The following is a 20,016-nucleotide window of genomic DNA, read 5'->3' as shown; positions in this document are numbered from 1 at the left end:
AACTCCCCAGTAGTACGGCCCTGAACAAACACGGCACAACGTAGGTGCCGACGCCGAGAGGTTGTTGGTCGAGTGAGGCGTAACAACGAGGGCTCCACGGCGCAGCCGGAGCGGGGCAACTTCACCCCGCCGCCGCGCTCCGCGGCGCCGTCCGCCGATGTGTCCGAAAGGACTCCGGCCGGTGGCAGCACCAGCAGGCTGTCCCCGCGCAACTGGCGGGTGCCCACCCGGCTGAACGCGATCCTCCTGATCCCGGTGCTGGTGGGCCTCGTCATGGGCGGCTTCCAGGTCAAGGGGTCGGTCGACACCTGGCAGGAGGCCCAGGACGCCGAGAAGACCGCACTGATCGTGCGCGCGGCGGCCGAGTACGGGCAGGCCCTGCTCAACGAGCGTGACCTCACCGCTCAGCCACTCCTGTCGAACAAGCGCGACGCCGAGGTCGTCACCCAGGTCCGGGCCACCACCGACGCCGCCGCGGAGAAGTTCGACGCGGCCGTGAAGAACATGCCCGCGAAGCAGGGTCTGGAGCGCCGCCTCAAGCTGTTCAAGCTGGAGGAGCCGAAACTCCCCGAGCTGCGCAAGGCCGCCTACACCGCCGCCATGGACCCGGTGAAGACCGAAGAGGGTTACGTCCAGGTCCAGCACTCCCTCATGGAGTTCTGCAACGAGCTCGGCCTCGGCACCGGCAACGTCACCAGCTACGGCCGTACCGTGTACGCGATCGAGCTGGCCAAGGCTGCAGAATCGCTTCAGCGCTCCATCGGCATGCACCTCCTGGTACGGCCCAGCCGCGAGGGCGGCAAGTTCAACGACCAGGTCAAGGCCTTCGGCTCGTACAACTATCTGGAGCAGATCGCCCTGGGCGAATTCGTCTCCGGTGGTACGGAGGCCGACGCCGCCCGGCTGAGGCAGGTCATGGCGGACAAGGCCGCCGAGGGCGCCGCCAAGCTCAAGTCCGCCAAGGAGCAGGCCGACGCGGCCGATGTGCCCTTCGTGGCGCCGCCGACCATCGACGGCTCCGTCTACGACGGCATGGCCCAGGCGATCGGCCAGGGCCTGCGCCCGGACCAGCTGAAGGCGAAGGGGATCACCCCGGAGACCTGGATGGCAGCGGCCACGGCGAAGTTCGACGGCTACACCACGGTCGAGGACGAGCTCGTCGACAAGGCGGTGACCGAGGCCGCGGACATCTCCTCCAGCGCCCGGACCGACGCCATCGTCAACGCCGCGATCGTGATCGTCGCCCTGCTGGCCGCCTTCGTCCTGGCCGGGCTCATGGCCCGCCAGATGAGCCGCTCGATGCGCCGGCTGCGTACCGCCGCCTTCTCCATCGCCGAGCAGCGGCTGCCCTCGCTGGTCGACCAGCTGTCCCGGGCCGACCCGGGCCGGGTGGACACCCGGGTCCAGCCGATCCCGATCAACAGCCAGGACGAGATCGGCGAGGTCGCCCGCGCCTTCGACCAGGTGCACCGCGAGGCGGTCCGGCTGGCGGCCGAGCAGGCCATGCTGCGGGGCAACGTCAACGCGATCTTCACCAACCTCTCGCGCCGCAACCAGTCGCTCATCGAGGGCCAGCTGACCCTCATCACCGACCTGGAGAACAACGAGGCCGACCCGGACCAGCTGGAGAGCCTCTTCCGGCTGGACCACCTCGCGACCCGCATGCGCCGCAACGGCGAGAACCTCCTCGTCCTCGCCGGCGAGGAGCCGGGCCGCCGCTGGAACCAGCCGGTGCCGCTGGTGGACGTCCTGCGGGCCGCCTCCTCCGAGGTGGAGTCCTACGAGCGCATCGAGCTCTCCGGCGTACCGGAGACCGAGATCCACGGCCAGTCCGTCACCGACCTCGTGCACCTGCTGGCCGAGCTGCTGGAGAACGCCACCACGTTCTCCTCCCCGCAGACCAAGGTGCGCGTCACCGCGACCCGGCTGCCCGACAGCCGCGTGATGATCGAGATCCACGACAAGGGCATCGGCCTCACCGCCGAGGACTTCGCCGACATCAACCACAAGCTGGCCAACCCGCCGACCGTGGACGCCGCGGTTTCCCAGCGCATGGGCCTGTTCGTGGTCGGCCGGCTCTCCGACCGGCACGGCATCCGGGTCCAGCTGCGCCCCTCGGGCGAGCAGGCCGGAACGACCTCCCTGGTCATGCTCCCGGACGCGATCACCCACGGTGGCGGCGGCGACAGCGCTCCCGCGCAGGACGACTTCACCGTCTCCTCGATCATTCCGGAGCAGCAGCAGTCCTTCGAACCGCTGCCGCAGCAGCCCCGGATGCGTACGGCGGCGGAGCTCGGTTTCGACGACTCGCGCTACGAGGAGCCGTCCGCGGACCCCGTCGAGCTCGACCCGGTCGGCCGCTCGCTGATACGCGAGGAGCGCCGTGCCGCGCTGGAGGCGCAGACCGGCGGCGAGCGCCCGCCGTTCCCGCAGCAGCAGGAGCAGCAGCAGTCCTACGGCGAGATCTCGTACGGCGAGGACACCTACGCCGCGAACCAGTACGCCCAGGACCCCCAGCAGGGCGGGCAGCAGGAACAGCAGTACGAGACGTCCTCGTACGAGGGCGCCTACGACCCGTACCGCGGTGGCGAGGGCTATGGCGAGCAGCCCGACTACAGCCGTCAGGGCGGCTATCCGGAGGCGGCATACGCGGCCCCCGAGATGGCTCAGCAGGGCTACGGCGAGCAGTACGCCACCCCGCCCCAGCAGCAGGAGTGGGCAGATCAGGCTGGGTACCAGAGCGCCTTCGAGCCAGTGGCCCAGGCCGAAACGGAATCTGCCGCGAGTGCTCCCGCCGAGCCGCAGGAACGCGTAGGCTTCGACCGTTCGGGCCCCGTCCCGAACGCCGGCCACGATCTGACCGAAGCCGGTCTGCCGCGCCGGGGCGGTCAGCAGCACTGGCAGCCCACGGGCAGCGGTAACGACCGGCCCGCCACCGCGCAGCAGCAGCCGCAGCAGGAAACGCCGCAGCAGCCGTCGCCCGCGCAGCAGGACGGGGACGGCAGCGAGGACTGGCGCTCGGCGAACGACGAGCGCTGGAAGCAGGCCGAGAAGCTCCGGGAGCCGAAGGCGGGCGGGGTCACCCCTTCCGGTCTTCCCCGGCGGGTGCCCAAGGCCAATCTGGTCGAGGGAACAGCCGAACAGACCCAGCAGGGCGGCCCCCAGGTCTCCCGCGCGCCGGAGGACATACGTGGCAGGTTGAGCAACCTGCGACGTGGCGTCCTGCGGGGACGTAACGCGGGTTCGGACACAAGTGATACCTACAACCAGGAGCGTTAGTGTGAGCCCGATGAGCCAGGCGGCGCAGAATCTGAACTGGTTGATCACCAACTTCGTGGACAACACCCCTGGGGTGTCGCACACGGTGGTGGTCTCCGCAGACGGACTCCTGCTGGCGATGTCCGAAGGATTTCCGCGCGACCGTGCCGACCAGCTGGCGGCCGTGGCCTCCGGTCTGACCTCGCTGACCGCGGGTGCTTCGCGGATCTTCGAGGGCGGAGCGGTGAATCAGACAGTTGTGGAGATGGAGCGAGGGTTCCTCTTCATCATGTCCGTTTCCGATGGATCTTCGTTGGCCGTTCTTGCACACCCGGATGCCGATATCGGTCTGGTTGGGTACGAAATGGCACTTCTGGTCGATCGCGCCGGCAGTGTCCTCACCCCGGACCTGCGCGCCGAACTTCAGGGAAGTCTTCTTAACTAGTAGACAGACAGTGCGTTTTGCGGCACCGCGCCATAAGGTGCGGTGGCGCGGACCCACTGGGATCGGGACCGGCAGGCGGAGGAGGAATCGTGGGTACACCCCCAGGCGGGCACCAGTTCAATGGTGGCCGGCAGGTACCGGGTGAGCACGGGGACGATCGCTTCAACTTCCCCTCCACACCCGGCAGACAGGGCGCGCAACAGCCTTATCAGCCTTATCAGCCATACCAGCCCTACCAGCAGCCGCAGCAGGCTCAGGGTTCGGACTGGCCGCAGCAGCCGCAGCAGCCGCACCGGCCGCAGCGCCCGCACCGGTACGACTCCCCGCAGCCGCCCCGCATTCAGCCGGTGCAGCCGCGGCGGGCGCCTGAACCGGCGCCGGTCGCACACAATCCGCTGGTTCGTCCGTACGCCATGACCGGTGGACGGACCCGACCGCGCTACCAACTCGCCATTGAGGCGTTGGTCAGTACCACGGCCGATCCGTCCCGGCTGCAAGGGCAGTTGCCCGAGCACCAGCGGATCTGCCGGCTGTGCTTCGAGATCAAGTCGGTGGCCGAGATTTCGGCCCTGCTCTCGATCCCCCTAGGCGTTGCCCGGATCCTCGTAGCCGACCTGGCAGAGGCCGGACTCGTCGCTATCCACCAGCCCGGCGGCGACGAGTCCGCCGGCGGCCAGCCAGATGTGACACTGCTCGAAAGGGTGCTCAGTGGACTTCGCAAGCTCTAGCGGCGGAGCGGCCCGCTCCACTACCTCGGCGAAGATCGTGGTGGCAGGGGGCTTCGGCGTGGGTAAGACCACGTTTGTCGGTGCCGTTTCGGAGATCAATCCGCTGCGTACCGAAGCCGTGATGACGTCCGCCTCCGCGGGCATCGACGACCTGACGCACACCGGGGACAAGACCACCACGACGGTGGCCATGGACTTCGGCCGCATCACCCTGGACCAGGACCTGATCCTGTACCTCTTCGGTACGCCGGGACAGGACCGTTTCTGGTTCATGTGGGACGACCTGGTACGCGGCGCCATCGGCGCGGTGGTACTGGTCGACACCCGACGTCTCGCCGACTGCTTCCCCGCCGTCGACTACTTCGAGAACAGCGGGCTCCCCTTCGTCATCGCCCTCAACGGCTTCGACGGACACCAGCCCTACACCCCCGACGAGGTCCGCGAAGCCCTTCAGATCGGACCCGACACCCCGATTCTGACGACGGACGCGCGGCATCGGGCGGACGCGAAGAGTGCGTTGATCACGTTGGTGGAGCATGCGCTGATGGCCCGACTGCGGTAGGGCCCTCCCGGGCTCAGGATGTACGTGAGGCCCCGCGCTCCCTTGCCTGGCATGGGAGTGCGGGGCCTTTCGTGTGTGCGCCCGGCCTTCGGCCGTGCTTTGTCCTCAATCGCCGGACGGGCTTGAAGTGCCGTGCCTACGGGGTCAGTGGGTGCTGACCTTGATCACGTAGCCGCGGCTTGCTGTCGGCTGGCCGGAGCCCTGGTACGCCGTGACCGTGAACCGCGCCGTTCCCGCCCTGGCCGGTGTCCCCACGATGCCGCCGGTGTCCGCGTTGAGTACGAGGCCCGCGGGCAAGCTCCCCGAGGTCACCGCGTACCGCGTGGTCGCCGGTGTGTTGGTCTTCACCGTCGCCTCGTACAGGGCTCCCTCGGCGGCCACGGGCAGCGGTCCGGCGTCGAGCTCCGGAGTCGGGGCGACGACGGCCTCGGGGGCGCCGACCGGCTTGCCGTCGGCGTCCAGCTCCTGCAGGGACCAGCGCTTGCCCGGCTCGACCACGCTCAGGTGCCAGTTCGTCTTCAGGTCGTGGAACTTCGCCCGCTGCTCCGCGGTGAACGCGCCCAGGTTGCGTGCCGTCTCCCACTGCTGGATGGCGTCGAGCAGCCGGGTGGTGTTCTCACCGCCCGCTTCGAGGCGGGACACCGAGCTCTGGAACCCCGTCCCGGCGTTCAGGCCGGCGCCCCGGGCCAGCTTCCACTCCATGGAGAGCAGACTGTCCGAGCCGTTGAGGCTGATCCAGCCGAGCATGCCGGGGAGGTAGTTCGCCTGGAGGTACTTGTTGTTGGCGAACACCTGCTCCATGGAGGTGCTGCCGACCTCACCCCAGCTGGCCCGGGTCAGCGCGTCCCAGGTGTTCGAGGTCATCCGGCTGGTCTCGGAGATGAATCCGTCCTTGGCGTCGACGCGCCGGAACGTCTTGTTGACCAGGTGAGCCATGCCGTAGGCGCCCCAGCCGGACTCCGATGCCGACTCCAGGCCGTCCCACGACATACCGGTGATGCCGGTGGTGTTCCAGGCGGTGGTCAGCCGGTCGCTGATCTCGTCGAGAACGGCGTGGCCGCCGATCGCGCCGCCGTAGCTGTTGGCCATGACGCGGGCGGTGTGGCCGCCCTCGGGGTGTGCGGCCGCGACCGAACCCCATCGCGCGCGCTGCACGCCGGTGAGCTTCCACTCCTTCCCCACCTGCTCGGCCGCTCCGTAGCTGACGAACTCGTCCCCGATGCGCAGGATGCTGTAGCTCGCTCCCGCGGCGAGCAGTGCGCCGTCGTCGAGGTACACGGTGGTGTCGCCGGCCGTCAGCGGACGGGTGAGCGAGGCGGTGCCTCCCGTCGCGAGCCGGTTGTCGGCAGGCGGCTCGAGGTAGTCGTCGCGCGGGAACCAGGCCCAGTCGTAGGGCTCGTCGCCGGTGCTGATGAAGTCCGACAGGGTGTGCACGCCGAGCTGCACACCGTTGGCCCGCGCACTGTTCACGGCCGCCGCGGCCCCGGCGTCGCTGCCGCCCAGGCTGGAGTCGAACTGGTAGTGGCCGCTCGACTTCCACGGGCCGTAGCTGCTGGTGAGTGAGTAGATGCGGTTCATGCCGGCCGCCTTGGCGAACCGGGCCGCCGCCGGAATGTTGCCGGTCTCCAGGTCCCCGAGCACCAGCCATGACTGGCTGCTCGCCTGGGAGGCCTTCTGCCACTGCCCGTTCAGCTTCGGGTAGGGCAGCTTCTCGCCCTTGGCGATGTTGGACAGGATCGTCGGCGTCGCCTCGGGGGATGCTCCGAAGAGTGCGATCTTGGAACCGGTGATCCCGCCGTCGCGGCCGGGCAGCGGTCCGACCGGGATCGGATAGCCGCGCACCTTGCGGTGGCGTTCCTTGGTGTAGTCGAAGGTGAAGGCGCGCAGTACGGAACCCCAGGGGGTCACGCCCGCCGCGCTCCACTGTTCCAGGGAGCCCACACTCACATGGTCCGGATCCTGGTTGACCTCGCTCTCCCAGCCCATGTCCTGGTCCTCCTGCGGCCAGGCGCCCTCGGTACGGTCGGTCAGCGGGCGGAGCCCGATGGCGAAGTCGTCGTCGCGGACCACGCCCACCGATGTGCCGACCGTCTCGGAGATCGACGTGGCCAGTGGCCCCCAGAGCAGGGTCTGCACGTCGACGCCCTTGGGCACATCGACGGCGACCGCCTCGAAGGTGGTGTAGCCGCCGGGCTGGGTGACCAGCCGCACCTCGACCTTCCAGTGCGCGGCCTTGTTCCGGAACGTGAGCGTCCGGCCCCCGGGTCCGGAGCGGCTGACCGAGGTCGGCCTCTGCTGCTTGCCGTCGACGACCAGGCTGACCAGGGATGCCGCACGGCCGGACGCGAGGTGGTCGACCCCGGTCCTGACGTCCTCCAGGCCCACGACCGTCCCGGTCCTGTCCAGCTCCAGATCCAGATAGCCGGCCCGGATCTCGATCGACGGGGTCGCTCCGCCGGGCCGTGCCTGCGCCGCCTGCGCGCCGGCCGCGGGCAGGACGCCGGCGGTCAGCATCACCAGCGCCACGGAACCGGCCGTCCGCCGATGCCGTTCGGACCTCCTGCGAGGGGGCTGCGATCTGACTACGCGTTCTGAGAACCGCATGATGTTGCTCCTGTCACTCTCGACGGAAACTTCGGTACCGGCCGCTCGTGCCGGTCATCCCTTCGTGGCGCCACCGGTCAGGCCACGGACGAACTGCTTCTGGAAGGCGAGATAGAAGGCCAGGACGGGCAGGGTGGCGAGCAGCATGAACGCGAACACCGCCCCGAAGTCCTGCTGGTAGGGGCCGATGGAGCGGAAGATCCCGACCGTCACGGTGTTGCCGGCCCCCGGGCCCAGGACGAGCAGCGGGGTGAGGAAGTCGTTCCAGACCCAGACCCCGAGGAAGATCAGCACACTGGCCGACGCGGGCCGCAGCAGCGGGAAGACGATCTGCCAGAAGATCCGGAACCGGCCGGCCCCGTCGACCGCCGCGGCCTCTTCGAGTTCGCGCGGGATCGAGCGGATGAAGCCCATGAAGACGAACACGGCGAACGGCAGGTAGTACCCGACGTCGACCAGCACGGCGCCCGGCATCGTGTGCAACAGACCGATGGCGTCCAGGATCCGGGTGATCGGCAGCATGATCACCGCGGGCGGGATCATCAGGCCTGACAGCATGACGCCGAGGACGACGCGGCTCCACCAGCGGCCCGACCGCACGAGGTGGTACGCGGACATCGCGGCCAGCACGGTGGTGATGAGGATCGTCGCCGCGGTCAGGCTGACGGAGTTGACCAGGCCGTACCAGAACAGCCCGTCCGGCCGGTTCAGCACGTGTTCGAGGTTGTCGAGGGTCGGCGGGAGCGGCAGCGCCAGCGGCGAGGTCACGACCTCCGAGCTGGGTTTGAAGACGTTGACCAGCGCCACGTAGAGCGGCAGGCAGAAGACGGCCGCCACGCCGGTGGCCAGCAGCGGCCGTATCCACGGCGTTCGGGAGTTCACAGATTCACCTCTCGGCGTTGCAGGAGCCTGAGCACGGTCACGCTCGCGACCGAGACGACGACGAGCATGATCCCGGCCATCGCGGACGCCATGCCCGGACGTTGCTCGGAGAAGGCGGTGCGGATCACCGTGAAGGCCACGGTGGCCGTGCCGTCGGTGCCGGGGCCGCCGTTGGTGAGAACGGCGATCTGGTCGTAGACCTTGAAGGAGCTGATCATCAGCATCACGGTGTTGATCGTCAGCGAGGGCGCGAGCAGCGGCCAGGTGATCGCGCGGAACTGCTGCCAGGGGCCGGCGCCGTCGAGGCTCGCGGCCTCGTCGAGCTCGGCGGGGATCCCCGCGAGCCCGGCGAGGTAGACCACGACGGCGAAGCCGAGCAGCTGCCAGACCATGATTCCGGAGACGGAGTAGATCGCGTACGACGGATCCGTGAGCCAGCCCGGCGGGTGGTCGACCCCCAGCGAGAGGAGCGCGCTGTTGAGCAGGCCGTCGTCCGCCAGGATCGAGCGTCCGATCACCGACACCACCACGGCGGAGAGGATCACCGGGGTGAAGTAGACACTGCGGAGCAGGCTGTAGAGCCGGCCCTGCCGCCGCAGCAGCAGGGCGATCGCGAGTCCGAGCACGTTGGTCAGCAGCACCACGATCACCGTGATCACCACGGTGTTCCACAGGGAGTGCCGGAACTCCTCGTTCCCGAGGAGGAATCCGTAGTTGTCCAGGCCTACGAACGAGGTCGTGGGGCGGGTGGCGCGCTCATCGGTCATCCCCGTGTAGAGGGTCCACAGGATGGGCGCCAGGACCATCGCGGTGAAGATCGCGAGGGTCGGCAGGACGAAGACGGCGCCGGTCCCCACCGACGACCAGGTCCACGTGCGGCGACGGTGCGGCCCGCCCGCGCGCCCGGACGGGGCCGCGGCGGCCTGCGGCCGGACGGGCCGCGAGGTCTTTTCGGCGGCTACGGTCCCCCTCCGGGCGAGCGAGGGGCGCGTCACTTCGAGAGCTCCTTGAACTTCGAGTTCAGCGTCGAGACGAACGTGTCCACGTCCGCACGGCCGTTGAGGAGATCGTTCAGTGCCGCGTCGACCTTGGGGATGAAGCCCGACGGCAGGGCCGGGACACCGCTCTCGTTCCCGAAGCTCGGCGTCACGGTGCCGTCGGCCTGGGCCTTCTCGTAGAGGTCGAGGGTGGTGTTGTACAGCGGCGGCAGGCCGGCCGGCGGCTTGTAGCCCTTGAGGGCGACGAACAGGCCGTCGTACTTGGCCCCGCCGTCGGCGTTCAGCTTCGAGAACTCGACGGCCCACTGCTTGGCCTTGGCGACGTCGGGGGACTTGGCGCTCACCGACACTCCCCCGCCGGTGTACACGGGCAGGACGAGCGAGCCGTCCTGTGTGGGCATCGGGAAGGCGCCGAACTCCTTCTGCTGCGCCTTGTCCGGGGACGCCGGGAACCACGAACCCATCGGGTACATGGCGCCCTTGCCCTTGAGGAAGTCCTCCTGCGCCTGGGCGTAGGTGGCCGACAGGTTGTCGACGTTCTCCTTGCCCGCCAGTGCCTTCATCTTGGTCGCCGCGTTGACGAACAGCGGGTCACTGAAGTCGGTCGCGCCCGCGGTCAGCTTGTCGAGCCACTTCGGGTCCTTGGCGTAGACCTCGTCGGCCACCAGCTGGGCGAAGGTCCATCGCGGGCCGAGGCCGTCCGGTGCGCCGCCGCCGATGACGAACGGCTTGATCTTCGCCGTCTTCAGCTTGCCGACCGCGGCCAGCAGGTCGTCCCACTTCTTCGGAGGGGTGGCGATGCCCGCCTTCTCGAAGTCCGCCTTGCGGTAGTAGATCTGCCAGGTCTGCGAGTTGGTGGGCAGCTGGTAGATCTTGCCGCCGAAGCTGTTCGCGGCCGGGCTGGTCCAGTCCGCGAGTTCCTTCTTGTCGAAGCGGGCGAGCTTGCCGCCCTCCGCCAGTCCGGCCGGGTCGATCGCGACCATGATGTCGGGCAGCGCGCCGGTCGAGTCGAGCTGGCGCGTGTACTCGTTGCGCTGCTCGGCACTGGGCGCGACGAGCTTCTTGATCTTCACCCCCGGCACCTTGGCGCTGGTCCTGGCGATGATGTCGTCCCAGTAGGAGGCGGTCAGGTTGGGTGTCTCGAAGGTGAGCAGGCTCAACGTCACGTCGTCGCCCGAACCGTCCCCGCCTTCGCTCCCGCCGCCGACGGCGCAGCCGGTCAGCGCGACCAGGCCCAACGAAACCGCTACTGCACCCCAGTTGGCCCGCTTGATCATGAGGCCCTCCTTGCTGGTCGAACCCACCGGGGGAGGTCGCTCGGCCAGAATTTAGATAAGTAAGTTTCTTTTCAATATTGCTGTTGCGGCGTCAATTTAGATACCGTGCCGCCGTGAGTCAAGACATCGGTGCAACCCGGGGCAGCACGGCTCCCGCCGGCCGTGCGGGCGATGCCCACCTCCTGCGCAAGCTCAATCTCTCGGCCGCGGTGCGGGCCTTCCTCGACACCGCGTCGCTGACGGTCAGCGACGTGCGCGCGATCGTCGGGGTCTCCCGCCCCACCGCCGAGGACCTGGTGGCGACGCTGCTGGACGAGGGCTTCGTCCGTGAGGCGCTCGACCGTCCGGACGGCGAACGGTCGGCGGGACGGCCGGCCCGGCGCTACGAGGTCGTGGCCGAGAACTTCGCCGTCGTCGGAGTCGACATCGGCGCCCACAAGGTGGCCGTGGTCGTCTGCGACCTGCTCGGGAACGTCCTGGCGGTACGCAGACGCGGCGTCGACTCCGGCATCGGGCCGGCCGGGCGCATCGGGGCGGCGGCGCGGCTGGCCGAGGCGACCCTCCGGCAGACCGGCACGGACCGGGAACACGTCCGGTCGGTGGCCTGCGGCATCACCGGCGTGGGCGCCAACGGCTCGGAGGTGATGGACATCCGCACCGTTCCCGCGGGCCAGGACCTGGACGTCTACTCACTCCCGGGCTTCGACCGGATCGACGTGGTGTCGGAGGTGTCGGCGCGCTTCGGGCGCGACGTGCTGGTCTCCAACGACATCCACCTCGCGGCGGTGGCCGAGCAGTGGCGGGGCGACGCCGGGGCGAGCGACCTGGTCTACATGCACGCCGGCCGCCGCCTCGGGGCCGCGATCGTCATCAACGGGCAGATCCACAACGGGCGGCACGGTCTGGCCGCGTCCGTCGGCTCCATGAAGATCCTGGGGTGGGCCGAGGCGATGGCGCAGCTCGACCGCGAGAGCCGCAAGCTCGCGGGCTCGGCCGCCGAGGAGTCCACCAGCGGCAATGTCCGGGCGCTCTTCGAAGCGGCCGCGAACGGCGACCGCACCGCGGTGCGCACCGTCGACCGCGTCGCCGAGGCCCTCGCCCTGGGCGCCTCCGTCCTGGTCCACGCCGTCGACCCCGATCTCGTCGTGCTCGGCGGCGGTCTGTCGCGCGCGGGGGACGTGCTCGCCGGCCCCTTCGAGCGGCACTTGGCCGCGACCTCCCTCAACAACCCGGAGTTCCGTGTGTCCCTGCTCGGCGACGAGTCCGTCGCCCTCGGCGCCGCGCGGCTGGCGCTCGACGACCTCAAGGAACGCCTGCTCGCCGTGCAGGCCTGATCCACCTTCCTCTCACCGCACCAGGAGTCACCGAATGATCGAGCCCGGACGCGTTGCCGTGCCCGCGCCCACCGCCCCCGTGTCCCTCTCCGGACGCGGCGGGACCGAGACCACGACGATGGTCCTGCTGCCGAGAGCGGACGGCCTGCCCGACATCGGGTGGGTGGGGGTTCCCCTGGCGGCGGCGGACGTCCGGTCCCTGACGGTCCCGGCCTCGGTCGAGACCACGGCCTGGAACTCCTGGCTGACCGGCTCGCCCGTCAGCGTGCTCCCGGAGCACGCGCGCGGCTACCTCGGACGGCCCGCGCTGCTCGGCCACCGGGTCGGCCCCGAAGGCCCCGGGAGCGACTGGTCCACCGCGTTCGGCCCCGGCTCGGTGCGGTGTGACGACGGCTCACTCGTCGTCCGGGCCACCGACGGGGCCGCGGGACTCGCACTGCGCTTCGAGGCCGAAGCCGTCCCGGGGGGAGGGCTGCGCCTCCGGCACCTGCTGACCAACACCGGTACCGGCCCCTACGTGGTCGACGCGCTCGATGTGGTCGTCCCCGTTCCGGCCGGCGCGGGCGAGATCCTCGACTTCACCGGGCGCTGGGCCCGCGAGCGGCAGCCCCAGCGCCGCGCCCTGGCGGACGGTCAGTGGGTCCGGGAGCACCGCCGCGGCATGCGTGTCCTGGACGGCACCGGCCTGGTCGTGGTCGGCACCCCCGGCTTCGGATACGGCGAGGGTGAGGTGCTCGGTGTCCACCTCGCCTGGAGCGGCAACCACCGGTACACGGTCGAGCGGCTCAGCTCCGGCACCGCCGTCGTCCGGGCCGGCGAGCTGCTGCACCCGGGCGAACTGGTGCTCGCCGAGGGCGAGACGTACGAGACTCCCTGGGTGCATGTGACCGCGTCCGCGCGCGGCCTCGACGGGCTGGCGGACGCGACCCATCAGTACGTCCGGTCGCTCGCGGCCCATCCGTCCTCGCCGGCACCCGTCATGTTCAACCCGTGGGAGGCGGTCTACCTCGACCACGACCTGGAGAGGCTGACCGCGCTGGCCGACATCGCGGCCGGACTGGGCGCCGAGCGTTTCGTGCTCGACGACGGGTGGTTCGCGGGCCGCGTCTCCCTCGACGACGGCCTGGGCGACTGGACCCCGGACCCTCAGGTGTGGCCGCACGGGCTGGCACCGCTGGTGGACCGGGTGCACGAGAAGGGGATGGAGTTCGGGCTCTGGTGGGAGCCGGAGGCCGTCAACCCGGACTCCGCGGTCCATCGCGACCATCCCGACTGGATCCTGCGCACGGGCGACCGGACGCCGGTGCTGGAACGCAACTGCCACCTGCTCGATCTCGGCCGGGAGGACGTACGGAACCATCTGCTCGACGCCTTCGGCCGGCTGGCGGCGGCGCACCGGATCGACTTCGTCAAGTGGGACCACAACCGCGACCAGATCGACGGCGGCGAGTCGCGCGGCTCCGGCCGGCCCGCGTCACGGCGCCAGACCCTCGCCTTCCGCGAGCTCCTCGACGAGCTGGCCCGCCGCCATCCCGGCATCTCGTGGGAGAGCTGTGCCTCGGGAGGCGGCAGGATCGATCTGGATGTACTCGAACGGGTCCAGAGCGTCTGGGCCTCCGACGTCACCGATCCGCTGTCCCGCCAGCCGATCCAGCACTGGAGTGCCCAGCTCGCCCCGCTGGAGTACCTCGGCGCTCATGTCGCCGCGCCGGTCTCCCACCAGACCGGCCGGGCCAGCAGCCTGGACCTCCGCGCGGCCACGGCCTTCTTCGGCCAGTTCGGCGTCCAGTGGGACCTCACGAAGGTGCCGGCCGGGGAGCTGGACCGTCTCGCGTGCTGGATAGGCCTCTACAAGCGCCACCGTGCGCTCCTGCACACGGGGCGGCTGACGCGTGTCGCGCTGCCCGACGGTCTGCTCGCGCACGGAGTGGTCGCCCCGGACCGGTCCCAGGCGCTGTTCTCCTATGCCCAGCTCGACGAGACCGTGCCCGTGCCGCCCCGGCTGCGCATTCCGGGACTCGACCCGGACCTGGCCTACCGCGCCTCGCTCGTCGCGCCGGCCGACCCGTCGGTGGCCTGGGAGGTCACGGGCGTCCAGGCCTCCGGCGCGGCGCTGGGAGCGCTGGGGCTGCCGGGTCCGGCGCGGGCACCTCAGAGCGCGGCGCTGGTGCACCTGCGCGCCGTCTGATCCGGCCGGCGCGGGCGCGAGGCGCCCGGGCCGGCCCCGGAGGTCAGCCCTGCCAGCTGTGGGGGGCGCGGAAGCCGGGGGTGCGCTCCAGCCGGCGCCAGCCGGCCGCGTTGCGGCCCCGGTGGGCGGGGGCGTCGGCGGGCTGGGCGGCCGCGCGGGCGAGCAGGACCGCGGTTATGGCGGCCAGCTCCTCGGGGTCGGCAAGACCCTTCTCGACGCGCAGCACGGACTCGGCGGCAGTACTCATGAATGTCTCTCCGTCTTCTCGGCAGGTCTTCGCGGGGCTTGCAGGGTTACTGCGGGGCCGCGGACTACTGCGGGGGGTTGCCGTGCTTGCGGGCCGGCAGGTCGGCGTGCTTGGTGCGGAGCATCGCGAGCGAGGAGATCAGGACCTCGCGGGTCTCGGCAGGGTCGATGACGTCGTCGACCAGGCCGCGCTCGGCCGCGTAGTACGGGTGCATCAGTTCGGCCTTGTACTCCTTGACCATGCGGGTGCGCATGGCCTCGGGGTCCTCGGCGTCGGCGATCTGCCGGCGGAAGATGACGTTGGCGGCACCTTCGGCGCCCATCACCGCGATCTCGTTGGTGGGCCAGGCGTAGGTGAGGTCGGCGCCGATGGACTGGCTGTCCATGACGATGTACGCCCCGCCGTAGGCCTTGCGCAGGATCAGCGAGATCCTCGGCACCGTCGCGTTGCAGTAGGCGTACAGCAGCTTCGCGCCGTGCCGGATGATTCCACCGTGCTCCTGATCGACGCCGGGCAGGAAGCCGGGTACGTCCAAAAGGGTGACGATCGGGATGTTGAATGCATCACACATCTGGACGAACCGGGCGGCCTTCTCGGATGCCTCGATGTCCAGGACACCGGCCAGCGCCTGCGGCTGGTTGGCGACGATGCCGACGACCGAGCCGTCCAGGCGGGCCAGGGCGCAGATGATGTTGCGGGCCCAGCGCTCGTGGATCTCGAGGTAGTCGCCTTCGTCGACGAGCTCCTCGATGACCTTGTGCATGTCGTACGGGCGGTTGCCGTCGGCCGGAACCAGGTCCAGCAGGACGTCGCCGCGCCGGTCGGCCGGGTCGTCGCTCGCGACCGTGGGCGGGTTCTCCCGGTTGTTGGAGGGGAGCATCCCGATCAGGTAGCGGACCTCGGCGATGCAGGTCTCCTCGTCGTCGTACGCGAAGTGCGCGACGCCCGAGGTCTCGGCGTGCACATCGGCGCCGCCGAGGCCGTTCTGGGTGATCTCCTCACCGGTGACCGCCTTCACGACGTCCGGTCCGGTGATGAACATCTGCGAGGTCTCACGGACCATGAAGACGAAGTCGGTGAGGGCGGGGCTGTAGGCCGCGCCGCCCGCGCACGGGCCGAGCATCACGCTGATCTGCGGGATGACACCGGAGGCCTTGGTGTTGCGCTGGAAGATTCCGCCGTAGCCGGCGAGCGCGGACACGCCCTCCTGGATACGGGCGCCGGCGCCGTCGTTCAGCGACACCAGCGGGGCACCGGCCGAGATGGCCATGTCCATGATCTTGTGGATCTTGGTGGCGTGGGCCTCACCCAGAGCGCCGCCGAAGATCCGGAAGTCGTGCGCGTAGACGAAGACCGTACGGCCCTCGACCGTGCCCCAGCCGGTGATGACACCGTCGGTGTACGGCTTCTTCTCCTCCAGGCCGAACCCGGTCGCCCGGTGCCGGCGCAGCTGCTCGACCTCCTTGAACGATCCCGGGTCCAGGAGCAGCTCGATGCGCTCACGCGCCGTCAGCTTGCCCTTGGCGTGCTGCGCCTCGGTCGCCCGGTCACTGGGGCCGCGCCGGGCCTGCTCGCGCAGTGCCAGCAGTTCGGCCACACGGCCACGGGTGTCGCTCGGCTCGCCCTGGGTTTCGTCCACAACGGTCATGTATCGACCCTACGAAGCCGGACAAGAAAATCCTGCCGTCGACTCCGCACAGTCTCCTGCCCGGTTTACTGGTGGAGCCTGACAGAAGCGCTGGGCCATGCAGGCGAAGTACCAGCCCGTACCCGTCGTCGTTTGTGGGAGTTCCACAAGGGTTCACTGTGGTCTGCCGCACACTCCGGTCAGCCGGGGGATGTTGTCGGGCTGGGCGTCCTGGACCTTCTGGATGCCCTCCAGGCGGCCTCGTACCGGGTCCCCCGGATGCGCGACCGTCAGCAGTACCGCTTCGTAGAACGCGTCCCGCACCGCGGCCGGCATGACATCGGACGCGTCCAGGCACAGCGGCACCCGCTGGTCCGTGAAGCGTCTGCTGATCTCCTTGTCGACCGCCCCCGGCTTGGCCGGGACCCCCGCGTTCGGGGAGAACACCCCGCCCTTGCGTCCCCAGTCCTCCTGGCCCTCGCGCGAGGCGAGGTGGCGGATCAGCTCGCGGGCCGCGCTGCCCCGGCCGAAGAGCGCGGCGAAGTCGGCCGAGACCTCGTGGGCCTTCACCGTATACGGGCCCCCGGGCAGCAGCCGCGACGAATCGGTGAAGGCCGCCTTCTCCCCGTCGTCCCCGTAGAAGGCGCGCGCGAAGGACCCCTGGTGTTCGAGTGCACAGCCGCCGCCGAAGAGCAGCCCGTGCCCCCCGTACGGCCCCCGGTGGTCGGCCAGCAGCGCACGTTCCGCCGCCTCCGGGTCCTGGGCGAGCAGGCCGGCCCAGGTGGTCCAGGCCTCGGCCACCGGGTCCGCGGTCCAGTCCAGGTCGCCGGTCGCCCAGCGCGCGTACAGCACCGGGCCGGCGCGCTGAAGGATCAGGTCCTCGATCCAGTCGCTGCCGGGCCAGCCGGACGAGCCGTCGTCGGCCATGCCCATGCACCACGCGCCCAGCGGCGCGGGGCGGGGCTGCGGAGCCTCGCCCTTGCGGTACCAGACGATGGACTTGAGGTCGGCCTTGAGCGGGACCCACAGATCGTCCGCTATGTCCTTGGCCCCGGGCTGCCAGGGATTGCCGTACTCCTCGGACTCGTACAGCCCCTTCAGTGAGCGCAGGCGCTTGTCGGCCGCGTACTCGACGAGCTCGCCGACGCCCGGCAGGATCGCGATGTCCGGCGGATTGCCCGCCTGGACCTCCGCGAGCAGTACCTCGCGGGTGGCGGCGGTGCCCTGGTAGGTGTACGGAATCCCGAACCCGTCCAGGACGTCCTTGAACCGCTGCTCCTGGCCGTCGGTCCACGGGCCGAGGATCGTCACCCTCGGTTCGGCGTCGCTGCCGCCGGGGGCCGCGAGTCCGCAGCCGGCCGCGGTCAGGAGCAGCCCGAGTACGAGCAGGAGTGGGCGGGGCGGCCAGATCATTCGGCCCTCCAGTAGTCGGCGTTGAGCCGGCGGCTGATGCCGGCGACCGGCAGCAGGACGATCAGCGCGCCGCCGCCCAGTGCCCCGTAGTAGGTCCAGCTCTGCCAGCTCTGGGCCGCCAGCCGGCCGCGCAGGTCGGCGGAGTTGACCGTGACGTACCGCTGGTCGTCGGCCAGGTCGGTGTGGGCATGGGCGCGCCTCTCGATCTCGACGAGCCGGCCGCGTGCGGTGTCGAGACGTTCCTGGGTGGCGGTGGTCGCCCACAACGGGACGACGGCCAGGGCGACGGTCGCCAGCAGCGACAGCAGCAGCCACGGGTCGAGGCTGCGTCCGCATCGGCGGCGCAGCACCCACAGCGCGCTGAGCGTGGTCAGGGCCATGAGCAGCAGGCCCAGTTCGGCGACGGCCCAGCCGGTGCGCTGGAGCGTGCCCATGGAGCTGATCCGGCTCATCCGCTGCATCTGGTGTCCCTGGAGGACATCCAGACGCGGGACGACTCCGGTGCCGGGCCGGCTGAGGAGACGGTAGGCCTCCTGCATCTTCTGCCGCTGCATCAGGTCGTCGTCCACGTACTTGACCGCCCCCGGGGTGATGGAGCTGCTGTACGAGGTCAGCACGCCGGTGACCGTCTCGAGCACGCCCCTGCCGCGTACCCCGTCGATCTGAACGTCGGAGAGCCGGGAGAGGCCCTGTCCGGCGGCGGACAGCTGGTTCTCGTAGCGGGCGCCGGGGCCGACCACCTTGTCGATGCCGGCGCGCACCGACTTCCGGGCCTCGTCGTGGGCTTGCAGCAGCGCCAGCTGGGTGGCGGCGGCCCCCTGGACGGCGGGTGCGGCGCGGGTGCGCATCTCCCCCGCGGCGTTCTGCACCTCCCGGTAGGAGACGACCAGGGCGGTCATCGAGACGAGCGCGGTCACCACCATGACGGCCAGGTGCAGTTCGAGCAGGCGCCTGGTGCGTGAGCCGCTCGGCCGACGGCTCCGCAACGAGCTCATCCCTCGGGTCGGCCGGGTCATCACAGGCTCCTCCCGCAGGCGATGCAGAACCGGGCGTGCGGTCCGGCGAGATGGCGGCAGTGCGGGCAGGCCACCGGCTTTCCGGTGGCCTGCCCGGGCAGTTCGAGCAGATGGCCCGATGCGATGTGCAGCCGGCCCCGGCGCACGGTGCCTCGGTCGACGGTCGGGCCGACCCGGACCAGTCCCCGGGGACCGTCGACGATGTCGGCCACCTTGCGGACGTCCTCCAGGACCCAGACGGCGCCGATCTCGGTGGCCAGCCTGACCGCGAGGCCGAACTGCTGCTCGGCCTCGGCCCGGCTCATCGGGTCGAGGGCGCCGTAGCCGCGGTTGAGAGCGGTGCGCATCTGGGTGGCGGCGTTCATCGCCTGGAGCGTGCCGCCCCCGTCGCCGGTCGCCCCCGCGCCCACGGCGACGCCGGGCGGCAGCCAGCGCGTCAGCAGCGGGGCGGTGGTGTCGCCGACGGAGACGGTGGCCAGTTGCAGCAGCACGCCGAGCGGGTCGGTGCTCGCGTCGACGTGGAGGGTGAGGAGGTAGTCCCGGGTGCCCGGTTCCCACTGGTGGGTGGGGAAGCCGATCCGGTGCGGCTCCTGCGGGCGCGGTTCGGGGGCGAGCCGTTGCTGGCGGGGTGCGGTCTCGGTCAGTTCGACAGCGCTCACGGCCGGGCGGGCGGTCACCACGACGGGCAGTTCGGGGCTGCGGACCCGGCGCAGGCGCCGCAGCGCCTCGGTGACGGCGGGGCCGAAGCGGTCGGGGGCGTGCTCGGCGGAGCCGTGCAGGGTCTCGGCGACGGCGAGCAGGGGCGCGGGGTCCCAGTCCGCGCCGACCGCGATCACGTCCGCGGTGAACGCGCCCGCGCAGACGGCGAGTTCCGTCCGCAGCGCGCCGCTGTCCGTATCGGTGTCGTCCGCCGGGTCGTGGCCGCTGCCGTCGGTGACCAGCAGCAGGTGGCGCAGCGGCAGCGGGCGTTGTGCGAAGAGTGCGCGGGCGGCGGCCAGCCAGGCCGGATAGCCGGGCGGCGGCCGGTCGTCCGCGGCCGGGGCGATCCGGCCCGCGCTGAACGCGGCCCGGCGCTTCTCCATGGTGTCGGCCAGCGCCCAGCGTCCGCGCAGCGGGTAGCAGCGGGTCGGCTCCCCGCCCGCGTCGGCGCCGCCCAGGACGGCGAAGGAGATCCCGTCGGGCAGGGCGCGCAGCGCGGTGGCGAGGGCCGCCGCCGCGGTCTCCCGGTGCGCCGCGGCGACGTCCAGTGCGATGACGACGGCGAGTTCGACGGCGGGTACCTCGTCGCGGGGTCCGATGCCGATGGCCCTGACCCGCAGGTGCGCGTCGATCCGGGCGTCGTGATGGGGCTGCTGATCACGCCGGACGTCGACGGACACCTTGAACTCCAGCCCGGACGACGGGGCGGTAGCGCCCATGGGACTTGCCTCCAGCGGT

At 70.6% G+C, this 20,016-nt stretch carries 15 protein-coding genes; 6 read left to right on the top strand and 9 right to left on the bottom strand.

The genetic code is table 11. The annotated features are described in order from the left end of the window. Positions 1–72 precede the first annotated feature (72 nt). The 4 genes from OG782_RS27065 to OG782_RS27050 all read left to right on the top strand — a co-directional run bounded on the left by OG782_RS27065 (position 73) and on the right by OG782_RS27050 (position 4,993). Positions 73–3,279 carry a nitrate- and nitrite sensing domain-containing protein gene (locus OG782_RS27065; protein WP_406455228.1) on the top strand — a complete coding sequence of 1,069 codons (3,207 nt, stop codon included), beginning with the start codon at positions 73–75 and terminating at the stop codon, positions 3,277–3,279. Positions 3,280–3,289: 10 nt separating this feature from the next. Further along, positions 3,290–3,703 (top strand): roadblock/LC7 domain-containing protein, encoded by a 414-nt coding sequence (locus tag OG782_RS27060; RefSeq protein ID WP_018551717.1) that lies wholly within the window; start codon positions 3,290–3,292, stop codon positions 3,701–3,703. Positions 3,704–3,792: 89 nt separating this feature from the next. Then, positions 3,793–4,431: a DUF742 domain-containing protein gene (locus tag OG782_RS27055; RefSeq protein WP_406455225.1), complete on the top strand. Its 639-nt coding sequence runs from the start codon at positions 3,793–3,795 to the stop codon at positions 4,429–4,431. Further along, a complete protein-coding gene (locus tag OG782_RS27050; RefSeq protein WP_014048542.1) occupies positions 4,412–4,993 on the top strand; it encodes an ATP/GTP-binding protein in 582 nt (193 codons plus the stop codon). Before OG782_RS27055 ends, OG782_RS27050 begins: the two co-directional genes overlap by 20 nt. A gap of 144 nt (positions 4,994–5,137) precedes the next feature. Here the strand turns inward: OG782_RS27050 and OG782_RS27045 are convergent, their stop codons facing one another. The 4 genes from OG782_RS27045 to OG782_RS27030 all read right to left on the bottom strand — a co-directional run bounded on the left by OG782_RS27045 (position 5,138) and on the right by OG782_RS27030 (position 10,754). Continuing rightward, complete coding sequence (locus tag OG782_RS27045; protein WP_406459304.1) at positions 5,138–7,507, bottom strand: Ig domain-containing protein; 2,370 nt, start codon at positions 7,505–7,507, stop codon at positions 5,138–5,140. A gap of 144 nt (positions 7,508–7,651) precedes the next feature. Then, on the bottom strand, positions 7,652–8,479 hold the full coding sequence (locus tag OG782_RS27040) for a carbohydrate ABC transporter permease (RefSeq protein ID WP_406455223.1): 828 nt from the start codon (positions 8,477–8,479) through the stop codon (positions 7,652–7,654). Beyond that, a complete protein-coding gene (locus OG782_RS27035) occupies positions 8,476–9,285 on the bottom strand; it encodes a carbohydrate ABC transporter permease (RefSeq protein WP_406459302.1) in 810 nt (269 codons plus the stop codon). The genes OG782_RS27040 and OG782_RS27035 overlap by 4 nt, the downstream gene beginning before the upstream one ends. A 185-nt stretch (positions 9,286–9,470) precedes the next feature. Next, a complete protein-coding gene (locus tag OG782_RS27030) occupies positions 9,471–10,754 on the bottom strand; it encodes an ABC transporter substrate-binding protein (RefSeq protein WP_406455221.1) in 1,284 nt (427 codons plus the stop codon). A gap of 113 nt (positions 10,755–10,867) precedes the next feature. On the opposite strand from OG782_RS27030, the gene OG782_RS27025 reads away from it, so the two are divergent. Together OG782_RS27025 and OG782_RS27020 are read left to right on the top strand one after the other, a co-directional pair. Further along, the gene (locus tag OG782_RS27025) at positions 10,868–12,088 is read left to right on the top strand and encodes an ROK family protein (RefSeq protein WP_406455219.1); all 1,221 of its coding nucleotides are present in this window, start codon (positions 10,868–10,870) and stop codon (positions 12,086–12,088) included. 34 nt (positions 12,089–12,122) lie between these two features. Further along, positions 12,123–14,276, top strand: coding sequence for an alpha-galactosidase (locus tag OG782_RS27020; protein WP_406455217.1), 2,154 nt, complete (start codon positions 12,123–12,125; stop codon positions 14,274–14,276). A 43-nt stretch (positions 14,277–14,319) separates the two neighbouring features. On the opposite strand, the gene OG782_RS27015 is transcribed toward OG782_RS27020, so the two are convergent. From OG782_RS27015 to OG782_RS26995, 5 genes are all read right to left on the bottom strand, one after another. Then, a complete protein-coding gene (locus tag OG782_RS27015) occupies positions 14,320–14,523 on the bottom strand; it encodes an acyl-CoA carboxylase subunit epsilon (RefSeq protein ID WP_406455215.1) in 204 nt (67 codons plus the stop codon). Between the two features lie 64 nt (positions 14,524–14,587). Further along, positions 14,588–16,171, bottom strand: coding sequence for an acyl-CoA carboxylase subunit beta (locus OG782_RS27010; RefSeq protein WP_406455213.1), 1,584 nt, complete (start codon positions 16,169–16,171; stop codon positions 14,588–14,590). Between the two features lie 153 nt (positions 16,172–16,324). Next, entirely contained in the window at positions 16,325–17,563 is a 1,239-nt protein-coding gene (locus OG782_RS27005; protein ID WP_406455211.1) for a carbohydrate ABC transporter substrate-binding protein, read from the bottom strand. Beyond that, entirely contained in the window at positions 17,560–18,579 is a 1,020-nt protein-coding gene (locus OG782_RS27000; RefSeq protein ID WP_406455209.1) for a hypothetical protein, read from the bottom strand. Before OG782_RS27000 ends, OG782_RS27005 begins: the two co-directional genes overlap by 4 nt. Continuing rightward, positions 18,579–19,997, bottom strand: coding sequence for a hypothetical protein (locus OG782_RS26995; protein ID WP_406455207.1), 1,419 nt, complete (start codon positions 19,995–19,997; stop codon positions 18,579–18,581). The genes OG782_RS27000 and OG782_RS26995 overlap by 1 nt, the downstream gene beginning before the upstream one ends. Positions 19,998–20,016 lie beyond the last annotated feature (19 nt).

It is taken from the genome of Streptomyces sp. NBC_00876, from assembly GCF_045207435.1.
Lineage (GTDB): Bacteria > Actinomycetota > Actinomycetes > Streptomycetales > Streptomycetaceae > Streptomyces.
The sequence above is the reverse complement of the archived record's forward strand: the minus strand, read 5'-3'. Positions and strand labels throughout refer to the sequence as shown.